The organism is Nocardia sp. NPDC006982, assembly GCF_042869435.1.
Lineage (GTDB): Bacteria > Actinomycetota > Actinomycetes > Mycobacteriales > Mycobacteriaceae > Nocardia.
Genome location: NZ_JBIAFV010000004.1, coordinates 593632 through 610768, shown reverse-complemented (window position 1 = coordinate 610768; position 17137 = coordinate 593632). Strand labels below are relative to the sequence as shown.

Sequence of the window (17137 nt, the reverse complement as noted above, 5' to 3'; positions counted from 1 at the left end):
TCGAGGCTCAGTTCAACCGGGTGAGGACAGCGTCGTGGAGTAGGGAATTGGTGGCTATGGCGTCGCCGCCGTGCGGGCCGGGGGCGCCGGCGAGGGAGGTGAAGCGGCCGCCTGCTTCGCGGACGAGGATGTCGAGTGCGGCCAGGTCCCACAGGGAGACTTCGGGTTCGGTGGCGATATCGACCGCGCCCTCGGCGAGCAGGCAGTAGGTGAAGAAGTCGCCGTAGCCGCGGACCCGCCATACCGCGTCGGTGAGGTCGAGGAACTTCTCGCGCAGACCGCGTTCGCGCCAGCCCGACAGACTGGAGAAGGCCAGGCTGGCCGAGCCGAGCTCACCGACCGCGGAGACCGAAATCGGTTTCGGCGCATCGGAATCGACGCAGGCCCAGGCGCCGGAACCGGCCGCCGCCCACCACCGTCGCGCCAATGCGGGTGCGCTCACCACGCCGACCACCGGAACGCCGTCCTCGAGCAGCGAGATCAGCGTCGCCCAAATCGGCACCCGGCGCACGAAGTTCTTGGTGCCATCGATCGGATCGATCACCCACTGCCGCCCGCTGAACTCGACGTCACCGCCGAACTCCTCACCGAGCACCGAATCCCCGGACCGCTCCTGCCCGAGCACCTGGCGTATCGCCTTCTCCACCGCCAGATCCGCATCCGACACCGGTGTCAGATCCGGCTTGGCGTCGACCCGCAAATCCAACGCCCCGAACCGCGCCCGGGTAATCCCATCGGCCTCATCGGCCAATCGCAGCGCGAGTTCGAGATCGGAGGAGTAATCAGCCACCCCCGAACCCTATCGCCCATCCCCTGTCCCGCCGGACCCATCCCCGCTGTCGCATAAGCGATGCCCACCTCGCATAGGACGTACCTTGTGCGAGGCAGCCACGAGGTCCCCGCTATGCGGCGGCGGGGACGGAGCGGGCGGCGGCGAGGGCACTTGCCCACCAGTGGAGTTGGTCGAGCATGGACTGCGCGGCTGCCGCGGGTTCGGTCGGGTCGATGAGTTTGCCTTCGGCATCGAAGAGCAGGTAGTAGCGAGGGAAGCTGACGTAGTTGCGCACGGTGTGGGCATTGAGTTCGTTGAAGACCTGGCGCAGGTGTTCGATGGCGAGCAAACCGCCGCTCGCGCCGCTGTAGCCGACGAAACCGATTGCCTTGCTGTCCCATTGGGTGAAGTGCCAATCGATGGCGGCCTTCAGCGCGGCCGGGTAGCTGCGGTTGTAATCCGGAGTGAGGATGACGAATGCATCCGCTTCACCGAGCCGCCTGCTGAGGTCGGTCATCGCGGCCGGGCGTTCCGGGTCGGGGTCCATCGCCGGGGGAACCGCTGGCAGTGCCAATGGCAGATCGGCCTCGGCCAGATCGATCAGGTCGATATCGAACTGCCCGTGCCGGGCGGCCTCCTCGACGAACCAGTTGGCCACGGTCGGCGCGAAGCGTCCCTCCCGAACGCTGCCGATGATCACCGCGAGCTTCAAGGACATGGTGTTCTCCTTCGATCAGGAAATTGTTCGAGTCCCAATCTGCGGCCCCGCATCGCAACCAGGAAGACCGCACGAAGAGTGGTAGTGGCAGGGACACCCTCCGCGCCGACCGCGCTTGTACCGTCGAGGCGTGAGCGACAACGAGTTGGGTCTCTTCCTGCGCACCCGTCGTGAGGCGGTGACCCCGGCCCAGGTCGGCCTGCCCACCGGACCGCGCCGCCGAACCCCCGGCCTGCGTCGCGCGGAACTGGCAACCCTGGCGGGTGTGAGCGTCGAATACATCACCCGCCTCGAGCAGGGACGCGACCGCCACCCCTCGCCGCCGGTGCTGTCGGCGCTCGCCGATGCCCTCATTTTGACGCCGAGCGAACGCATCCACCTGCACCGCCTCACCAAGGCCGCTGATCCGGGTTTCAGCTGCATGGGCGGTGCGCAACCGCCGCGCGAGGTGCGTCCCGCGGTCCGCGCCATCCTCGATCGCCTGGAACCCGCGCCCGCAGTGGTCGTCAACCGACTGCGCGAGGTGCTCGCCTGGACCGAGGGATTCGAGCGCCTGATGGCGCCGATCGGACTGCTCGACCACGAACACCGCGCCAATCTCGCCCTGTTCGCCTTCACCGACCCGCGCGCACGTGCCGCCTATCCCGACTGGGACCACATCGCCGACGAACTGGTCGCCGCACTGAAACAAGGCCCGTTCCGCAGCGACCCGCACATCGCCGCCCTGGCCGACGAACTCACCGTCGCCGCCGGTGCCGAGTTCACCCGCCGCGTCGAATCCGTCCCCAGCCTCGCCGCCGCCACCGGCACCACCCGCCTCACCCACCCCGAAGCAGGCAACCTGCGCCTCACCTACGAAACCCTCGAACTATCCGCCGACGACGACCAGCAGCTCATCGTCTACCTCCCCGCCGACGACGCCACCGCGGCCGCCCTCGACGCCCTCGCCGGTCGCCGTCCGGGCGGGCTGCGTGCCGTCTCCGGCTGAGGACGGCCATCCCCACACCACCGCGTGTTTCACCGTCTTCACCGCGCCCAGTAGGCTTGAGCATCGTGCATCCTGACGTCTCCGCTGACCTCGCCGAACTCGACGCAACACTCAAGACCGTCGAGTCGGTCCTCGATGTCGAGGAACTGCGTCGACGGATCGATGAGCTCGAGCACCAGGCCGCCGATCCCGACCTGTGGAACAACCAGGAGCATGCGCAGCAGGTCACCAGTGAGCTGTCGCACGCGCAGAGCGAGTTGCGCCGGGTCGAGGAACTGCGGCAGCGCCTCGACGATCTGTCCGTGCTATATGAATTGGCAGAGGAAGAGGAGGGCGAGGCAAGGGGGGCCGCGCTCGCCGACGCCGATGCCGAGCGGGCCACGCTGCACAGTGATGTGGAGGCCATGGAGGTCCGCACCCTGCTCTCGGGCGAGTACGACAAGCGTGAGGCGCTGGTCAATATCCGCTCCGGCGCGGGTGGCGTGGATGCCGCCGACTGGGCCGAAATGCTGATGCGCATGTACATCCGCTGGGCAGACCGGCACAAGTACTCCGTCGAGGTCTATGACACCTCCTACGCCGAAGAGGCAGGCATCAAGAGCGCCACCTTCGCGGTGAAGTCGCCGTATGCCTATGGCACCCTCTCGGTGGAAATGGGCACGCACCGCCTGGTCCGGATCAGCCCATTCGACAATCAGGGCCGCCGCCAGACCTCCTTCGCCGAGGTCGAGGTGCTGCCCGTGGTCGAGACCACCGACCACATCGAAATTCCCGAGGGCGAGGTCCGCGTGGACGTCTACCGTTCCTCGGGTCCCGGCGGCCAGAGCGTCAACACCACCGACTCCGCGGTGCGCCTGACCCATATCCCGACCGGCATCGTGGTGACCTGTCAGAACGAGAAATCCCAGCTGCAGAACAAGATTTCGGCCATGCGAGTGCTGCAGGCCAAACTGCTGGAACGCAAGCGGCAGGAGGAGCGCGCCGAAATGGATGCGCTCAAGACGAACGAGGGCGCGTCCTGGGGCAATCAGATGCGCTCCTACGTGCTGCATCCGTACCAGATGGTCAAGGATCTGCGCACCAACTACGAAGTCAACAATCCGAGTGCCGTGCTCGACGGCGATATCGATGGTTTCATCGAATCCGGAATTCGTTGGCGAATGCGAGAGCAGGCGAGCTAGTTGGATGTACCCCAGGCTTTCTCCACGTCCACCGACTTCACCACCTGGCTGCGGTCCTCGGGTCTAGAGATCGTCCTGCTGCTCCTCGGTGCGATGCTGGTCAGCCGTTTCGCCACCTTTATCCGAGATCGGATCACCCGCAGGATCGACGCCGGATTCCGCAGCAGCGACGCACTGGTGCGTTCCGAGGCGGCCAAACATCGCCACGCGCTGGCCCAGGTGGTTACCTGGGTGGTGCTGACCGTCGTCTATGTCCTGGTCGGCATGGAAGTGCTGCGGCGGATGGGTTTCGCGGTCACCGGTCTGGTCGCACCCGCGGCCGTGCTCGGCGCCGCACTCGGCTTCGGCGCACAGCGGATCGTGCAGGACATCCTTGCCGGATTTTTCCTGATTACCGAGCGGCAGTACGGATTTGGTGATGTGGTTCGCATCGCTGTCACTGGATCCGCGGAGCAGGCCGAGGGTACGGTCGAGGACGTCACGTTGCGGATCACCACACTGCGCAATGCCGACGGTGAGGTGATCACCGTGCCCAACGGCCAGATCGTCAAAGTGACCAATCTCTCGAAGGATTGGGCGCGCGCCGCGATCGACGTTCCGGTTGCGGCCAGCGTCGACATCACCAGGATCAACGAGATCCTGCACGAGGTCGGTACAAAGGCGTACGAGGACCGCAGATTGAAGCCGCTGCTGCTCGACGAGCCCAGCGTCATGGGCGTCGAAGACCTGACAGTGGACCAGATGAATATTCGAATGGTTGCCCGAACGTTGCCGGGTAAGCAGTTCGAGGTCGGTCGCGAGTTGCGGGTGCGAGTCGCCGCGGCATTGCGCCGGGAGGGAATCAGTGAGACCACGTAGATCCACGGCGATCCTGATGGCATCATGGGTCGCCACGTTCGTGTTGTACCTGTTCGTCAAGCCCGATCAACCGATCGTGACAACGCCCGAGAAACTCAACACCGTTCCCGCAGTGCTGAATACGGCTACGCCGGGTCATTGACCATGATGTAGCTGGTGGCTGCACGACAGTTGCTGGTTACACTGGCTAGCCGTGATCGCTATGCGGAACGTGACCAAGTCGTATCAGACCTCGACGCGACCCGCGCTGGACAACGTCACCGTCGATGTGGGTAAGGGCGAATTCGTCTTCATCATCGGCCCGTCCGGTTCGGGCAAGTCGACCTTCATGCGACTGCTGCTCAAAGAAGAGGCCCCGACCGCGGGCGAGATCCGGGTCGCCGACTTCCGGGTCGACCGCCTGCCCGGGCGGAAGGTGCCGAAGTTGCGTCAGCGCATGGGTTGCGTATTCCAGGACTTCCGGCTGCTGCAGCAGAAGACCGTGGCCCAGAATGTGGCGTTCGCGCTGGAGGTGATCGGCAAGCGGCGCCAGTTCATCGACCGGACCGTGCCCGAGGTGCTGGATATGGTCGGGCTCGGCGGTAAGGCCGATCGGCTGCCGCACGAATTGTCCGGTGGTGAGCAGCAGCGTGTTGCGATCGCGAGGGCCTTCGTGAACCGTCCGCTGGTCCTGCTCGCCGATGAGCCGACCGGCAACCTCGATCCCGACACCAGCGGCGACATCATGCTGCTGCTGGAGCGGATCAACCGCATCGGCACGACCGTGGTGATGGCGACCCACGACAATCACATCGTCGACGCGATGCGTAAGCGAGTGGTGGAGTTGGACCGGGGCCGGCTGATCCGCGACGACGCGATCGGCGTGTACGGGGTGGGCCGGTAATGCGCGCTGGATTCCTGTTCAACGAGGTCCTCACCGGCCTGCGTCGCAATGTCACCATGACCATCGCGATGATCCTGACCACCGCGGTATCGCTGACCATGCTCGGCGGCGGTCTGCTCGCGTTGCGAATCGCGGACAAGACCCAGAACTACTTCATGGACCGGGTCGAGATCCGGCTCTACCTCTCCGATCTGGTCTCGGCGAACGATCGGGACTGTTCACTGAATCCGTGTCAGCAGCTGATGTCGGATCTGAAGAAGACCGACGGTGTGGTCTCGGTCCAGTTCATCAACAGCGACGAGGCGATGAAGGAAGCCACCGAGGTGACCTTCAAGGACCAGCCCGAAATGCTGGACATGATCAAGGACACCCGCCTGCCCGCGTCCTTGCGCGTGAAGATGACCGATGCCGATCAGTACCCGCGGATCTACCAGACATTCAACGGTAAGGACGGGATCCAGAGCGTACTCAACGACAAGGACACCGTGGACCGCTTGGTCGGGGTGTTCGACGGCCTGCGGAACGCGGCATTCGCGTTGGCGGCATTGCAGGCGTTGGCGGCGTTGCTGTTGATCGCGAATATGGTGCAGATCGCGGCGTTCAGTCGACGCGAGGAGGTCGGCATCATGCGGATGGTCGGTGCGACGCGCTGGTACACGCAGTTGCCATTCCTCCTGGAAGCAGTGGTCGCGGCCTTGGCCGGATCGATTCTGGCGGTTGTCGGGTTGTTCCTCGCGCAGCCTTTGGTGGTGAACCGCGGGCTCGGCGCGCTCTTCAACAGCAATGTCTTCCCGCACATCACAGGTGAGGACATCGCGCTGGTGTCCTTGACCATCGCACCACTCGGCATCGTGTTCGCCGCGATCACGGCTTACGGCACGTTGCGCTACTACGTGCGCGACTGACCTGCGTAATGACGGCCTCGCACAGGTTGTGTAGCTTGTGCGAGGCGGTCACTGGGTGTGCGACGAGCCTGCCGCGCGGCGATCGAAATCGGTTGTCCACATGTGGACAACTCGGCCGGCCACCTGGGATCCGCGCCGATGTAGGGGTTCCGTTGTCCGACCGCGCTCGTAGGATGGGCCGCGTGGAATCCCCCGATGCTTTCGCGGCTGTTTTGACCGACGGCGCCCCGGTCGCCGAATCCGGTGCGGCACAAGAGGTTCTACGCCGCGTGTTCGGCTACGACAGCTTCCGCGGTGATCAGCGCGAGATCGTCGAGCACATGGTCGGCGGCGGGGACGCGCTGGTGCTCATGCCGACGGGCGGCGGTAAGTCGCTGTGTTATCAGGTGCCCGCACTGGTGCGTCCTGGCGTCGGCGTGGTGGTGTCACCGCTGATCGCATTGATGCAGGATCAGGTGGACGCGCTCAGCGCGCTCGGCGTGCGTGCCGGATTCCTGAACTCGACGCAGTTCCCGGACGAGCGGCGGATGGTCGAGGCGCAGTTCGTCGCGGGGGAGTTGGATCTGCTGTATCTCGCGCCCGAGCGGCTGCGCCTGGAGTCGACCGCAGCCCTGCTGGATCGCGGCAAGGTGGCGCTGTTCGCCATCGACGAGGCGCACTGCGTATCGCAGTGGGGCCACGACTTCCGCCCCGACTATCTCGGCCTTTCGATGCTGCACGAGCGCTGGCCGGACGTGCCGCGCATCGCGCTCACCGCGACCGCGACCGCGAAGACCCGCGACGAGATCATCGAGCGCCTCGACCTCGGCGCGGCCCGCCGTTTCGTCGCCAGCTTCGACCGGCCCAATATCCAGTACCGGATCGAACCCAAGAACCGGCCGGATCGGCAGCTGCTGGACTTCATCAAGACCGAGCACGCCGGAGACGCCGGCATCGTCTACTGCCTGTCGCGCAATTCGGTGGAGAAGACCGCGGCCTTCCTCACCGAGAACGGCGTCGAGGCGGTTCCGTATCACGCGGGCCTGGACTCGCGCACCCGCGCGGCCAACCAGGCACGGTTCCTGCGCGAGGACGGCCTCGTCGTGGTCGCGACGATCGCCTTCGGCATGGGCATCGATAAGCCCGACGTGCGCTTCGTCGCCCATCTCGATCTGCCCAAGTCCGTCGAGGGCTACTACCAGGAGACCGGACGGGCGGGCCGCGACGGGCTGCCATCGACCGCTTGGATGGTCTACGGACTCGCCGATGTGGTGCAGCAGCGCAAGATGATCGACTCCTCCGACGGCGACGCCACCCACCGCAGGCAACTGCAGCTGCACCTGGACGCGATGCTCGCGCTGTGTGAAACGGTGTCATGCAGGCGAACTCAGCTACTGGCCTACTTCGGACAGTCGGGGCAGTCGTGCGGCAATTGCGACACCTGCCTGACCGCGCCGGAAACCTGGGACGGCACCGTACCCGCGCAGAAGGTGCTCTCGACGGTGCTGCGGCTGAAGCGGGAACGCGGACAGAGCTTCGGCGCCGGCCATATCGTCGATATTCTGCTGGGTAAATCGAATCCCAAAGTGCTGCAACATGATCACCACGAGCTCAAGGTCTTCGGCATTGGCACCGATCTGCGCGATGTCGAATGGCGCGGTGTCATAAGGCAATTGCTCGCACAGGGACTGCTCGCAGTGCACGGCGACTACGGCGTGCTCATCCTCACCGAGGCCAGCAACGAGGTGTTGTTCGACGGCCGGGAAGTGCTACTGCGCCGCGAACCGGAGCGTGCGGTCAAACCAGCCAGGACACCCAAGGCGGCGAAGGGCAAGTCCCCGGCTGCCGACCTGTCTTCGGCAGACGTCCCGCTGTTCGAGAAGCTGCGTGAGTGGCGGGCCGCAATGGCCAAGGAGCAGGGCGTACCCGCCTACGTCGTCTTCCACGACGCGACGCTGCGGGAGATCGCCGCACGCAAGCCGGCGAGCCTGTCCGAACTCGGGACGGTCGGCGGTGTCGGTGAGAGCAAACTGGCCAAGTACGGCGAAGGAGTTCTCACCGTCCTGGCCGGAGAAGTGAGCAGAGCATGATCGGGCGGCGCGGGTTTCTGGCGGGCGCGGCCACGGCAGCGACAGGTGCATCGCTGGTCGGTCTATCGCCCGCCGATGCGGTTCCGGTCGCGAGCGGTGTCACCAAATTCGACTTCCCTACCGACCGCAAGGTCCGGGTGCTCGTCACCGGCGATGCGGGCACCGGCACCCGCACCCAGTGGGCCGTCGCCGACGCAATACGGGATTACCATCGCCGCCAGCCGTTTTCGCTCGCCCTCGGCCTCGGTGACAATATCTACGAGAGCGGTCCGTACAGCGCCGTCGATGCCCAGTTCGCGGACAAATTCGAAAACCCCAATGCGGGACTGGATTTCCCGTGGCTGATGGTGCTCGGCAATCACGACAACAGCTCGGTCCTCGGTGGCGACGGTGGCTGGCTGCTGCGCGGAAACAGTGAGGTCGAATACCACGCGAATTCGCCGCGCTGGTGGATGCCGAGCCGGTACTACTCGGTGCGGATACCCGAGCAGCAGCCGGTGGTCGAATTCTTTGTGCTGGATGTGAATCCGCTCGCCGCCTATATCCCGCCGATCTTCGATCCGTACTGGGCGGTCGACGGCCAGTTCATGAACGAGCAGCGAGCCTGGCTCGACCGCGCCATCGCCGAATCACCCGCTGAATGGAAGATCGCCTGCACCCATCACCCGTATGTGAACAACGGTCCGCACGGTGACGCCGGTCGCTACGAGGGGCTTTCGGTGGCACCGATCAACGGCTTCCACGCGAAGCAGTTCTTCGAGGACCATGTCGTCGGCAAGTGCCACTTCATCCTCTCCGGGCACGATCATTCGCTGCAGGTGCTCGAGCCGACCGCGGCATCGAAGGGCACCCGCCAGCTCGTCTGCGGTGCGGCTGCCAAAACCGTAGCGGCGGAACCGAAGCTGAATCCCGGCGGCTCCGGCAACGCCGCCCTGTTCGAGAACTATCACGAGCTCGGCTTCATGGTCATGGACCTCACTGCGAGCACCGTCGACCTCACGGTGGTCACCGTCGATCTCGCGAGCGGTGGTGCCAATGCGGTGTTCGCGCACCGACTTGCCTGAATCGCAATGAAATTGCCCGGCGTCGAATCGATTCGGCGGCTAGCGTGCACGATATGGCATCCGGTGATGGCCCCACCGACGACGGGTCCGACCTGGGCGGCTCGCCGTCCACGGACCCTGGCGATCCGCCGCCGTATCGGCGCGGCACCCACGACCCCGCGGTGGAATCCGTCTGGCTGCGCCATCGTCCGCCGCCACCGCCGCGTCCGCGCGGCCTACCACGCATGACCACGGTCTTGCTGGTCGCGGCTTTCATCGCGGTGCTGCTGCTGTATCTCGCGGTCCGGCCGGGTGGCTAGCGCGACAGGCGCGGAATAATTCGGTTGCCGAGTCACTTAAAGTGGACGGTTATGAAGGAACAGGGGCGCAAGGTCATCGCGACCAACCGCCGGGCGCGGCACAACTACACGATCCTGGACACCTATGAGGCCGGGATCGCGCTGGTCGGTACCGAGGTCAAGAGTCTGCGCGAGGGTAAGGCCTCGCTGGTGGACGCCTTCGCGACCGTCGACAACGGCGAGGTGTGGCTGCGCGGTCTGCACATTCCCGAGTTCAGCCACGGCACCTGGACCAACCACTCCCCGCGCCGGGTGCGCAAGTTACTGCTGCACAAGCGCGAGATCGAGCGGTTGGTCGGCAAGTCGCGCGAGGGCAACCAGACATTGGTGCCGCTGTCGATGTACTTCTCCGACGGCAAGGTCAAGGTCGAGCTCGCGCTCGCCAAGGGTAAGCAGGACTACGACAAGCGACAGGATCTGGCCAAGCGCACCGCCGAGCGCGAGGTCACCCGAGAACTGGGGCGGCGGATCAAGGGCATGCGCTGACCGCCGTTCTCTTGGCGCTGGTGGCCGCGGTCGGCTACGGCGTCAGTGATTTCTTCGGTGGGGTGGCATCGCGGCGGGTGACCGCCCTGCGCGTCGTGATCATTTCCTATCCCATGTCGGTGCTGTTCATCCTCGCGCTGCTGCCGCTGTTCGACGGCACTCCGGACACCGCATCGGTGCTGTGGGGACTGGCGGCCGGTGTGGCCAGCGGCTTCGCGGTGTGGTGGTTCTATGCCGCGCTGGCCAGCGGTCCGATGGCGGTGGTTTCGCCGCTGACGGCCCTGCTGGTCGCCGGTATTCCGGTGCTGGTCGGGCTGGTGCTCGGTGAGCGCCCCGGTCCGCTCGCCATCGCTGGCATCGCGTTCGCGCTCGGTGCGGTATACCTGGTGAGCCGCGAGTCGCCCGATGACGTCACCGAGGAGATCACCGGTGGGCGTGAGCTGCGCTTCACCAGGAAGGTCGCGCTGCTCACCATCGGCTCGGGTGCGGCCTTCGGACTCGCCTTCGTCTTCCTGCACGAAACCAACGCGAGTGCCGGGGTCTGGCCGCTGCTGGCCCAACGCGGCGCGGCAAGCCCGATGGTCTGGCTCATCGCGTTATCGGTGGGGGAGTTCCGGCCGCTGCGCGGCGAACCCCTGCGGTTGGCGGCCTACATCGCGGTGCTGGACACCATCGCGAATGCAGCACTGCTATACGCCTTCCACGGTTCGCTGCTCTCGCTGGTAAGCGTGATCGGCTCGCTGTACCCCGCCGCGACCGTCCTGCTGGCGATGGTGCTGCTCGGCGAGCGGGTCGGCCGACAGCAGCAGGTCGGGATGGCGTTGGCGCTTGCCTCGGTCGGGTTGATCGCCGCGGCCTGATCGGTTCGCCGGGGCCCTGAGCGTGGTGTGCAGGAGCTACTGATGGGACTGGATGTGCGGCAGTGACATCGCGGCGTGGTGCGGCCGGCACTGTTCCCGAGCAGGTCAGAGCTCTGAAATCAAGTGCGGGGATAATGGAATGAACCCGGCATGGCCGAGTGTTAACATGACTAGCCCGACAAGGTGTCGGGACGTGCGGGGCTGAACGGTTTCGACTGCGTACGTAGATTTAGGGGAAGCGTGTCGGTGCAGGCAAGAGACCACCGTAAGCGTCGCTGCAACCAATTAAGCGCCGATTCCAATCAGCGCGAGTACGCCCTCGCTGCCTAAGTAGCAGGTCGTCTCTGTCAGTCCGGGTTCGTCCCTCGACCCGGGTACTGGCATCAGCTAGAGGGAATTACCGTCCGGCTCGGTCGCGGAGTCGGACGGGACATCCAACAGCGACTGGGATCGTCATCCGAGCTTGTTCGCGAGACCCGGAGATCCAAGTAGAGACCTAGCGAACTGCACACGGAGAAGCCCTGAAGACGCGGCGGAGGACCCGGGTTCGATTCCCGGCAGCTCCACTCGAGGCCCTTCACTTGCGCCGCAGGTGAAGGGCCTTTTCGTGCCACCGCCGACGCCACCCGAAGCCCCGTGGAAACGTTTTGGACGCACTCTTCAACAGACCGGCCCAGAGCGGCGCATCGCTAAGCCGGTCTCGTCAAGGTCATCCCCGTACAGGTGCCCGTACCGGGACGGTGGCGCGTCCGTGCGGAAGTGCGCCTATCCGTGGTGCGTGCCCGTGGATGGGTCGAACACCTTCACGCCCTTACCTGCGAAGTCCTTAACGTTCTGGGTCGCCACGGTCGCATCATGAGCTAGGGCGATAGCCGCTATCTGTGCGTCGAGAACTTCCCCTGCCGTCGGTTTGGGTCGCTTCACCATCAATGTCGCATAGTAGAAGGCAGCGGCATAGTCGAACGTCAGTACCCGCCCAGCTGCCTCGAGGGGTGCGAACACGGCATCGGCCGCAACATCAAGCACGGCGCGCTTCTTACCCCTATCGAGCGCGTAGATGCCGTTAAGGGTCTCCATGACCGTGACGGAAGTCGTGTAGATCGTTGGCTGGGTGACCAACCAGGCGGACACGATCGGATACTTCTCCGGTCTCATGGCCGCTGCGATCACATTGGTGTCAAGGATGAGCACTACTTCGTGTCCTCGTGTCGCACACCGATTTCCGGCACGTCACCATCAAGTGCTTGCCGAAGCTCGGCCAGTCGGGCAAGCAGGGCGGCCCCAGACAGGGGGCTGGGTGCGGGGGTGTCGCCCTCGGTAGCAGCGCGCGTGAGGATGTCGCGTACCTCAGCCTCCATAGACCGACCGTGACGAGTGGCCCGGCGCTGGATGGTCGCCTTGATGGCAGGATCGAGGTTGCGAACATTCAGGTTGGTCGGCGCCGCCTTGACGGCCGCGGCTTTGGCGGTCGCCTTACGCACCTTGTGGGTCTTCGGTGTCTTGATAGTCGCCATGAAGTCAATGATATCGGAATGCCCTCAGATTGCACCCATAGGTCATAGCCGTTACCTGGTTCATCATGAACCCGACTGGGAGGCGGCTCCGCGGGCCGACCTACAGAAGCACTACCAACAGCTGCTTGCCAGCAACGACTCTGCCCCGGATCCCTGGCCGGAAAACGAAGAACTGTGGAGAAACAGCCCCCTCAACGGCGAATTGTGGCGGGCGAATGACCGCCTGCGAGAACGGGGCCACAACCCGGATACCGCGCGGCGGCCCTCCAGGCATTGGAAACCGGATGGTGGGTCAATCCGGAGAAAGGTAGCGAGGAATCGCAGTGCCCCAACGAGCTGACTGATATTCGGCGCACCGTGCTCGGTCACGCCCTGCTGATCGCCGATCCCACCGTCCGTCCGCTGGCCCCAGACGATCACGAGGACAAGACGAGTCCAGCCGAACCGTTCGACATGTGGACTCAGACCGATTTCGGTCCCAACTTCGTTGCCGGAGAGTACATCTACGCTGGCGATATGTGGAGCCTCGACGGCGCTGGCGTGGTCGTACCGATTTCCGTCCGCATCGATCAGCAACTGCGGGAGAAGTTCGTCACTGTCACAGCGCTCGACGCTCCACTCCTCCGGAACACCTTCGCGGCGATGTTCGTAATCGAGACGCCCGATCATGACGACGTCGTGGTCAAGATGTCGGGCCAGCCGCACTGGGGGACAGCCACTCTGTACCGAATGCTCCTCAAACATTGTGACGGACCGTGGATAGGCCAGCCGGAGATTGATGCCAGCGTCGAGGTGCTCGACCCGGGCTGCCACACAGTGCTGTTCACGACGGGGCAACGTCGATCCACTGGTGCAGGCGCTCGCTGCGGGCAACTTCATCGATTTCTTCTACGGCGACAACATCGAATCCTTCCACCCTCGCGAAGCACGGGAAGTGAACTGGCAGGCCCCGATCCATGTGCCGGCCGCGGTGGTCAATGCGATGCGTTAATACGAGAACCAAGTACGCGAACTCCGGACCGTAGCCGACACCGCGCGGCAACCACAGCAACTCGAGGCGGACCGCGCAGCGCTAGCAGCGGAACTGCGGCGCCGCGCCGACTATCGACAAACGCTGACACCGGGGCAGCGCCGTGTCGACGACCTGATTCGCCGAATGCGGACACGCCCTGATCGTCGAACTGGACCGCGAGATCGACGAGCGGTCCGCCCCAAACGATCTGGCCGTCCGGATCGTGCTCGACGACAAGGCTTGCAAGGCGGTTGGCGAGGCGACGGCCAACTCCGTCTTCCTGACGGTACCACGGTATGAGCCAGCCGCTACGCTGCCCGATGAACTGCTGAACAAGGTCGAGGGGGGCCGTATGCGATTGGGATCCAAGGGGTTTCGTACTACTACAGCCGTTGGTGCGGTACTACTGGCTCTCCTCTCTGCCTGTGCGAGTAATTCACCCCATCCGTCGGCTACCGATGCGCCTGCCTTCGAATCGGCGCCGGAGATCGGCCGCGGCGTGCCGCCAGCCGCACCGAGCAGCGACTATCGCAGCCGGGTCCAGCCGCAAGGATCCCAGGCCAGGCTCGATGTACTCGACGAACTGCGCGCAATCGATCCGTGCGATCTATTCGATACCGCTGCCATAGCCGAGGTGGGACCCGCGAGCGTGCTGCCAGCCCAAGGCCTTGATCGCTGCGTCGTATCCTTCGAAGACTTGTTGGCCGAGACCAAGACTTCCGCGATCTTTTTGGATATCACCATCGGCGCGCCGACAGAGCGGCTACCGGATGGAGCGCAGCGGATCGAGGTCGCCGGGCGCGACGCTATCCAGGCCGTCGCCAGCGGCGGATGTGCGATCGCGGTGCCGCTCGAGCAGATCGATGACGGTTCGACGGCGTTTCTCATGTTCTCGGAGATGTTCGGCGACGGCGGCCGAGCCAATTGTCCCGCGGTGGGGAAGATCGCCCAGTCTTCGGTGCACATTTTCGACGGCCTACTCACACGCCGAGATACTGCGACTCTCGACCCCTGCGCCGGTCTCGCCGGTATCGGTGAAGAGCACACACCTTATCTGGATGCCAAAACCTCCCTGTACGAGTGCAGCTTCATTCTCGACGATCCGAAGCGCTACTCCACCAGCCAGGAAATCGAACTCCGCTACGAGTCCAGGCGGCGAGCCACGGACGCCTCGTATCCCCTCAGCGACGGCCAGCGACGGGTCCGGATCGATGGAGTCTTTGCCATCGAGAACACCAGCACAGGCTGGTGTCGGATCACGACTTTCGTCGGCCTGCTGCTCCCCGCCCCCAAGCGCGCGGCTCCTTACGACCTGATGGCCGTGGAAGTCAAAGCCACATCATGTGAGCTCGCGATCCCCACCGCGGAATCTGCCGTCGCGATCTTCCGGACGAACTGACCAACGAATGCGGATCGGCAAGCAGCGCGTGGCCATGTCCACAGGAAAGGCCCGGTCCACCCGGACCGGGCCTTCGTCGTTTCGGATCTATATGCAGACGCCGCCGAGGTTTACGGCGGTGACGGTGGTGTATCCGGCTGCTGGTTGGTAGTCGGGCAGGCCGTCGTAATAGACGGCGCTGACGATGTGTTGGCCCGCGATATCCGGAATCCAGAGGATGCTCGCGGTGCCGTTGGAGACCGGTACGGTTCCGACGATGTTGCCGCCGAGGCCGGGCAGGCGGCTGGTGAACTCGACGATACCGCTTTGCACCGGGGTGCCATCGGGGCGTTGCACCCTCGCCTGCGCTGTCTGCCCACAGCCGACCGCCGCGACGCTGGTCGCACCGAGTGCCGGGCCGGTCATCGCCACCGACAGGGTGGGGGCGATCGCCGCATTCGCTTGGGGTGCCAAGGTTGTCGGTACCGTCAGACACGCCGCCGCCAGCGCCACACCGGCCGCGCCGCGCGAGAGTCCGCCCATCATGCCCGCCTTTCGCTGTGCCGACCGAGCCCCTCTTGGCCCGGCGTAGGTCGTCGCACCGTACCTGAGACGCGGATCACATCGGCGCAGGCCGCGCCGAGAATCTTGGAAAGGTCGGAGCATCGTCGCGCGTTCGAGTGGAACTCGTTGCGCCGCTGCCAGAAGAGGTGGCAATGGGCTGCGCCCGGCATTCCCGCGCGAAACCGCGTCACGCGGAGTTAGTGTTGCACCGCGCTACATAGCCACGTTCCAGCAAACCTCGAACGGAGCGTTATGGGACACAGGACAGGCATCGCCGCGTGTGTTGCAGCCGGTCTGTTGCTCGTCACGGGCTGCGGGACGTCGACGGACTCCGCCAAAACTTCCACGCAATCGACCACGCAAGCAGCCGAGCCCGCCTATGCCGCCGCTATCCGGCCGGTGATAACCACGCTGATGAAGGACAATGCCATTCCGGGCGCTGTCGTGGTCGTCAAATCGCCGAAGCAAGGCAATTGGGCGGCGGCATTCGGTATCCGAGCCATCGATACGAGCGAGCCGATGACGGTCGACGACTACTTTCGGATCGGCAGTAATACCAAGACGATGACGTCGACGGTGATCCTGCAGTTGGCGCAGGATGGCAAGCTCTCGCTCGACGACCCCATCGACAAGTATTGGCCAGGCGTGCCGAACGGTGATCGGATCACGATCGCTCAACTGAACGAAATGCGAAGCGGGCTATACAGTTACACCTTCGACCCGCAGTTCAATGCTGCGCTCGACAACGAGCCGAAGAAGGTGTGGACGCCCGAGGAATTGCTGGCCATCGCGTTCGCGCACCCCGTGAACTTTCAGCCCGGGGAAAAGTTCGAGTACAGCAATACCAACTTCATCCTGCTCGGCCTGGTCATCGAGAAACTCACGAATATGACGGCCGCGGAGAATTTGCGGAAGCGTATCTTCGAACCGTTGGGCCTCGAGGACACATCACTGCCTGCGCCCACGGACTCCTCGATTCCGGATCCGCATCCCCAGGGCTATGCCTTCGGCACCAACGTATCCACCATCGATACCTACGCACTTCCTCCCGCGCAACGGGCCGAGGCTGTCGCGGGCACCCTGAAACCTACCAATCAAACAGATATCAACGTGTCTTGGGCGTGGACCGCCGGTGGTGCGATCTCGACGGCTGACGAGATGGCGACGTATGTGCAGGCGCTCGTCGGCGGTCGTCTGCTCGACGCGAAGATGCAGAAGACTCGGTTGGACAGCATTCAGCCGATCGATCCGGCCAATCCGGACCAAGCCGGATACGGTCTCGGCATCGTGCGATTCGGTACGCACCTCATAGGACACGACGGTCAGCTCCCGGGATTCATGACCTTCATGGGCCACGACCCGCAATCGGATCTCACCATCGTGATCGCTACCAACCTCGCGGCGGTCCCGTCGGGTGAGGGATCGGCCCTGGTGCTGCTCAAAGGCATGCTGCCGACCTTCTACGGCGCCAATGCTGTGCCGGGCGAAGCGACTACGAGCCCGACGAGCAGTTCCGCCGAACCAACGACGACCGGTCGATGACGGTG

At 64.6% G+C, this 17137-nt stretch carries 20 protein-coding genes and 1 other RNA gene; 15 read left to right on the top strand and 6 right to left on the bottom strand.

Annotated elements, in window-relative coordinates; genetic code table 11:
* Positions 1-7: 7 nt before the first annotated feature.
* A complete protein-coding gene (locus ACFYOW_RS19830) occupies positions 8-790 on the bottom strand; it encodes an inositol monophosphatase family protein (RefSeq protein ID WP_387289798.1) in 783 nt (260 codons plus the stop codon).
* A 112-nt stretch (positions 791-902) separates the two neighbouring features.
* Positions 903-1490 (bottom strand): NADPH-dependent FMN reductase, encoded by a 588-nt coding sequence (locus ACFYOW_RS19825; protein ID WP_387289797.1) that lies wholly within the window; start codon positions 1488-1490, stop codon positions 903-905.
* Positions 1491-1620: 130 nt separating this feature from the next.
* Between ACFYOW_RS19825 and ACFYOW_RS19820 the strand changes: the two genes are divergently transcribed.
* The 12 genes from ACFYOW_RS19820 (at position 1621) to ssrA (ending at position 11691) form a co-directional block, all read left to right on the top strand.
* The gene (locus ACFYOW_RS19820; RefSeq protein ID WP_387289796.1) at positions 1621-2478 is read left to right on the top strand and encodes a helix-turn-helix transcriptional regulator; all 858 of its coding nucleotides are present in this window, start codon (positions 1621-1623) and stop codon (positions 2476-2478) included.
* A gap of 65 nt (positions 2479-2543) precedes the next feature.
* On the top strand, positions 2544-3659 hold the full coding sequence (prfB, locus tag ACFYOW_RS19815) for a peptide chain release factor 2 (protein ID WP_387289795.1): 1116 nt from the start codon (positions 2544-2546) through the stop codon (positions 3657-3659).
* Entirely contained in the window at positions 3660-4517 is an 858-nt protein-coding gene (locus ACFYOW_RS19810) for a mechanosensitive ion channel family protein (RefSeq protein ID WP_387289794.1), read from the top strand. It abuts the gene before it with no gap.
* A 16-nt stretch (positions 4518-4533) separates the two neighbouring features.
* Entirely contained in the window at positions 4534-4659 is a 126-nt protein-coding gene (locus ACFYOW_RS19805) for a hypothetical protein (RefSeq protein WP_387289793.1), read from the top strand.
* Between the two features lie 60 nt (positions 4660-4719).
* Positions 4720-5400, top strand: a complete 681-nt coding sequence (gene ftsE, locus ACFYOW_RS19800; protein WP_387290087.1) for a cell division ATP-binding protein FtsE — start codon at positions 4720-4722, stop codon at positions 5398-5400.
* Positions 5400-6305 (top strand): permease-like cell division protein FtsX, encoded by a 906-nt coding sequence (gene ftsX, locus ACFYOW_RS19795; protein WP_387289792.1) that lies wholly within the window; start codon positions 5400-5402, stop codon positions 6303-6305. Before ftsE ends, ftsX begins: the two co-directional genes overlap by 1 nt.
* A 182-nt stretch (positions 6306-6487) precedes the next feature.
* Entirely contained in the window at positions 6488-8374 is a 1887-nt protein-coding gene (recQ, locus tag ACFYOW_RS19790; RefSeq protein ID WP_387289790.1) for a DNA helicase RecQ, read from the top strand.
* Positions 8371-9438 (top strand): metallophosphoesterase, encoded by a 1068-nt coding sequence (locus ACFYOW_RS19785; RefSeq protein WP_387289788.1) that lies wholly within the window; start codon positions 8371-8373, stop codon positions 9436-9438. Before recQ ends, ACFYOW_RS19785 begins: the two co-directional genes overlap by 4 nt.
* A 53-nt stretch (positions 9439-9491) precedes the next feature.
* Positions 9492-9737, top strand: coding sequence for a hypothetical protein (locus ACFYOW_RS19780; protein ID WP_387289787.1), 246 nt, complete (start codon positions 9492-9494; stop codon positions 9735-9737).
* 51 nt (positions 9738-9788) lie between these two features.
* A complete protein-coding gene (gene smpB / locus ACFYOW_RS19775) occupies positions 9789-10262 on the top strand; it encodes an SsrA-binding protein SmpB (protein ID WP_040694424.1) in 474 nt (157 codons plus the stop codon).
* Positions 10263-10273: 11 nt separating this feature from the next.
* Positions 10274-11122 carry an EamA family transporter gene (locus ACFYOW_RS19770; RefSeq protein WP_387289785.1) on the top strand — a complete coding sequence of 283 codons (849 nt, stop codon included), beginning with the start codon at positions 10274-10276 and terminating at the stop codon, positions 11120-11122.
* Positions 11123-11319: 197 nt separating this feature from the next.
* Positions 11320-11691, top strand: a transfer-messenger RNA (tmRNA) gene (ssrA, locus tag ACFYOW_RS19765).
* Between the two features lie 196 nt (positions 11692-11887).
* Here the strand turns inward: ssrA and ACFYOW_RS19760 are convergent.
* The 3 genes from ACFYOW_RS19760 to ACFYOW_RS19750 all read right to left on the bottom strand — a co-directional run bounded on the left by ACFYOW_RS19760 (position 11888) and on the right by ACFYOW_RS19750 (position 13449).
* On the bottom strand, positions 11888-12313 hold the full coding sequence (locus ACFYOW_RS19760) for a type II toxin-antitoxin system VapC family toxin (protein ID WP_387289783.1): 426 nt from the start codon (positions 12311-12313) through the stop codon (positions 11888-11890).
* Positions 12313-12636, bottom strand: a complete 324-nt coding sequence (locus ACFYOW_RS19755; protein WP_387289782.1) for a hypothetical protein — start codon at positions 12634-12636, stop codon at positions 12313-12315. The genes ACFYOW_RS19760 and ACFYOW_RS19755 overlap by 1 nt, the downstream gene beginning before the upstream one ends.
* A 111-nt stretch (positions 12637-12747) precedes the next feature.
* On the bottom strand, positions 12748-13449 hold the full coding sequence (locus tag ACFYOW_RS19750; RefSeq protein WP_387289780.1) for a hypothetical protein: 702 nt from the start codon (positions 13447-13449) through the stop codon (positions 12748-12750).
* Between the two features lie 37 nt (positions 13450-13486).
* Here ACFYOW_RS19750 and ACFYOW_RS19745 point away from each other — a divergent pair, with 37 nt between their 5' ends.
* A complete protein-coding gene (locus ACFYOW_RS19745) occupies positions 13487-13627 on the top strand; it encodes a hypothetical protein (RefSeq protein WP_387289778.1) in 141 nt (46 codons plus the stop codon).
* A gap of 373 nt (positions 13628-14000) precedes the next feature.
* Positions 14001-15047, top strand: a complete 1047-nt coding sequence (locus ACFYOW_RS19740) for a hypothetical protein (RefSeq protein ID WP_387289775.1) — start codon at positions 14001-14003, stop codon at positions 15045-15047.
* An 87-nt stretch (positions 15048-15134) separates the two neighbouring features.
* Here ACFYOW_RS19740 and ACFYOW_RS19735 read toward each other — a convergent pair whose 3' ends face one another.
* A complete protein-coding gene (locus ACFYOW_RS19735) occupies positions 15135-15572 on the bottom strand; it encodes a hypothetical protein (RefSeq protein ID WP_387289773.1) in 438 nt (145 codons plus the stop codon).
* Positions 15573-15842: 270 nt separating this feature from the next.
* On the opposite strand from ACFYOW_RS19735, the gene ACFYOW_RS19730 reads away from it, so the two are divergent.
* Complete coding sequence (locus tag ACFYOW_RS19730) at positions 15843-17132, top strand: serine hydrolase domain-containing protein (RefSeq protein ID WP_387289771.1); 1290 nt, start codon at positions 15843-15845, stop codon at positions 17130-17132.
* Positions 17133-17137 lie beyond the last annotated feature (5 nt).

Coding starts and splice junctions, on each gene's coding strand:
- ACFYOW_RS19825 (WP_387289797.1), bottom strand. CDS start 1,490: ATGTCCTTGAAGCTCGCGGTGATCATCGGCAGCGTTCGGGAGGGACGC.
- ACFYOW_RS19805 (WP_387289793.1), top strand. CDS start 4,534: ATGGCATCATGGGTCGCCACGTTCGTGTTGTACCTGTTCGTCAAGCCC.
- ftsE (WP_387290087.1), top strand. CDS start 4,720: ATGCGGAACGTGACCAAGTCGTATCAGACCTCGACGCGACCCGCGCTG.
- ftsX (WP_387289792.1), top strand. CDS start 5,400: ATGCGCGCTGGATTCCTGTTCAACGAGGTCCTCACCGGCCTGCGTCGC.
- ACFYOW_RS19785 (WP_387289788.1), top strand. CDS start 8,371: ATGATCGGGCGGCGCGGGTTTCTGGCGGGCGCGGCCACGGCAGCGACA.
- ACFYOW_RS19780 (WP_387289787.1), top strand. CDS start 9,492: ATGGCATCCGGTGATGGCCCCACCGACGACGGGTCCGACCTGGGCGGC.
- smpB (WP_040694424.1), top strand. CDS start 9,789: ATGAAGGAACAGGGGCGCAAGGTCATCGCGACCAACCGCCGGGCGCGG.
- ACFYOW_RS19755 (WP_387289782.1), bottom strand. CDS start 12,636: ATGGCGACTATCAAGACACCGAAGACCCACAAGGTGCGTAAGGCGACC.
- ACFYOW_RS19740 (WP_387289775.1), top strand. CDS start 14,001: ATGCGATTGGGATCCAAGGGGTTTCGTACTACTACAGCCGTTGGTGCG.
- ACFYOW_RS19735 (WP_387289773.1), bottom strand. CDS start 15,572: ATGATGGGCGGACTCTCGCGCGGCGCGGCCGGTGTGGCGCTGGCGGCG.
- ACFYOW_RS19730 (WP_387289771.1), top strand. CDS start 15,843: ATGGGACACAGGACAGGCATCGCCGCGTGTGTTGCAGCCGGTCTGTTG.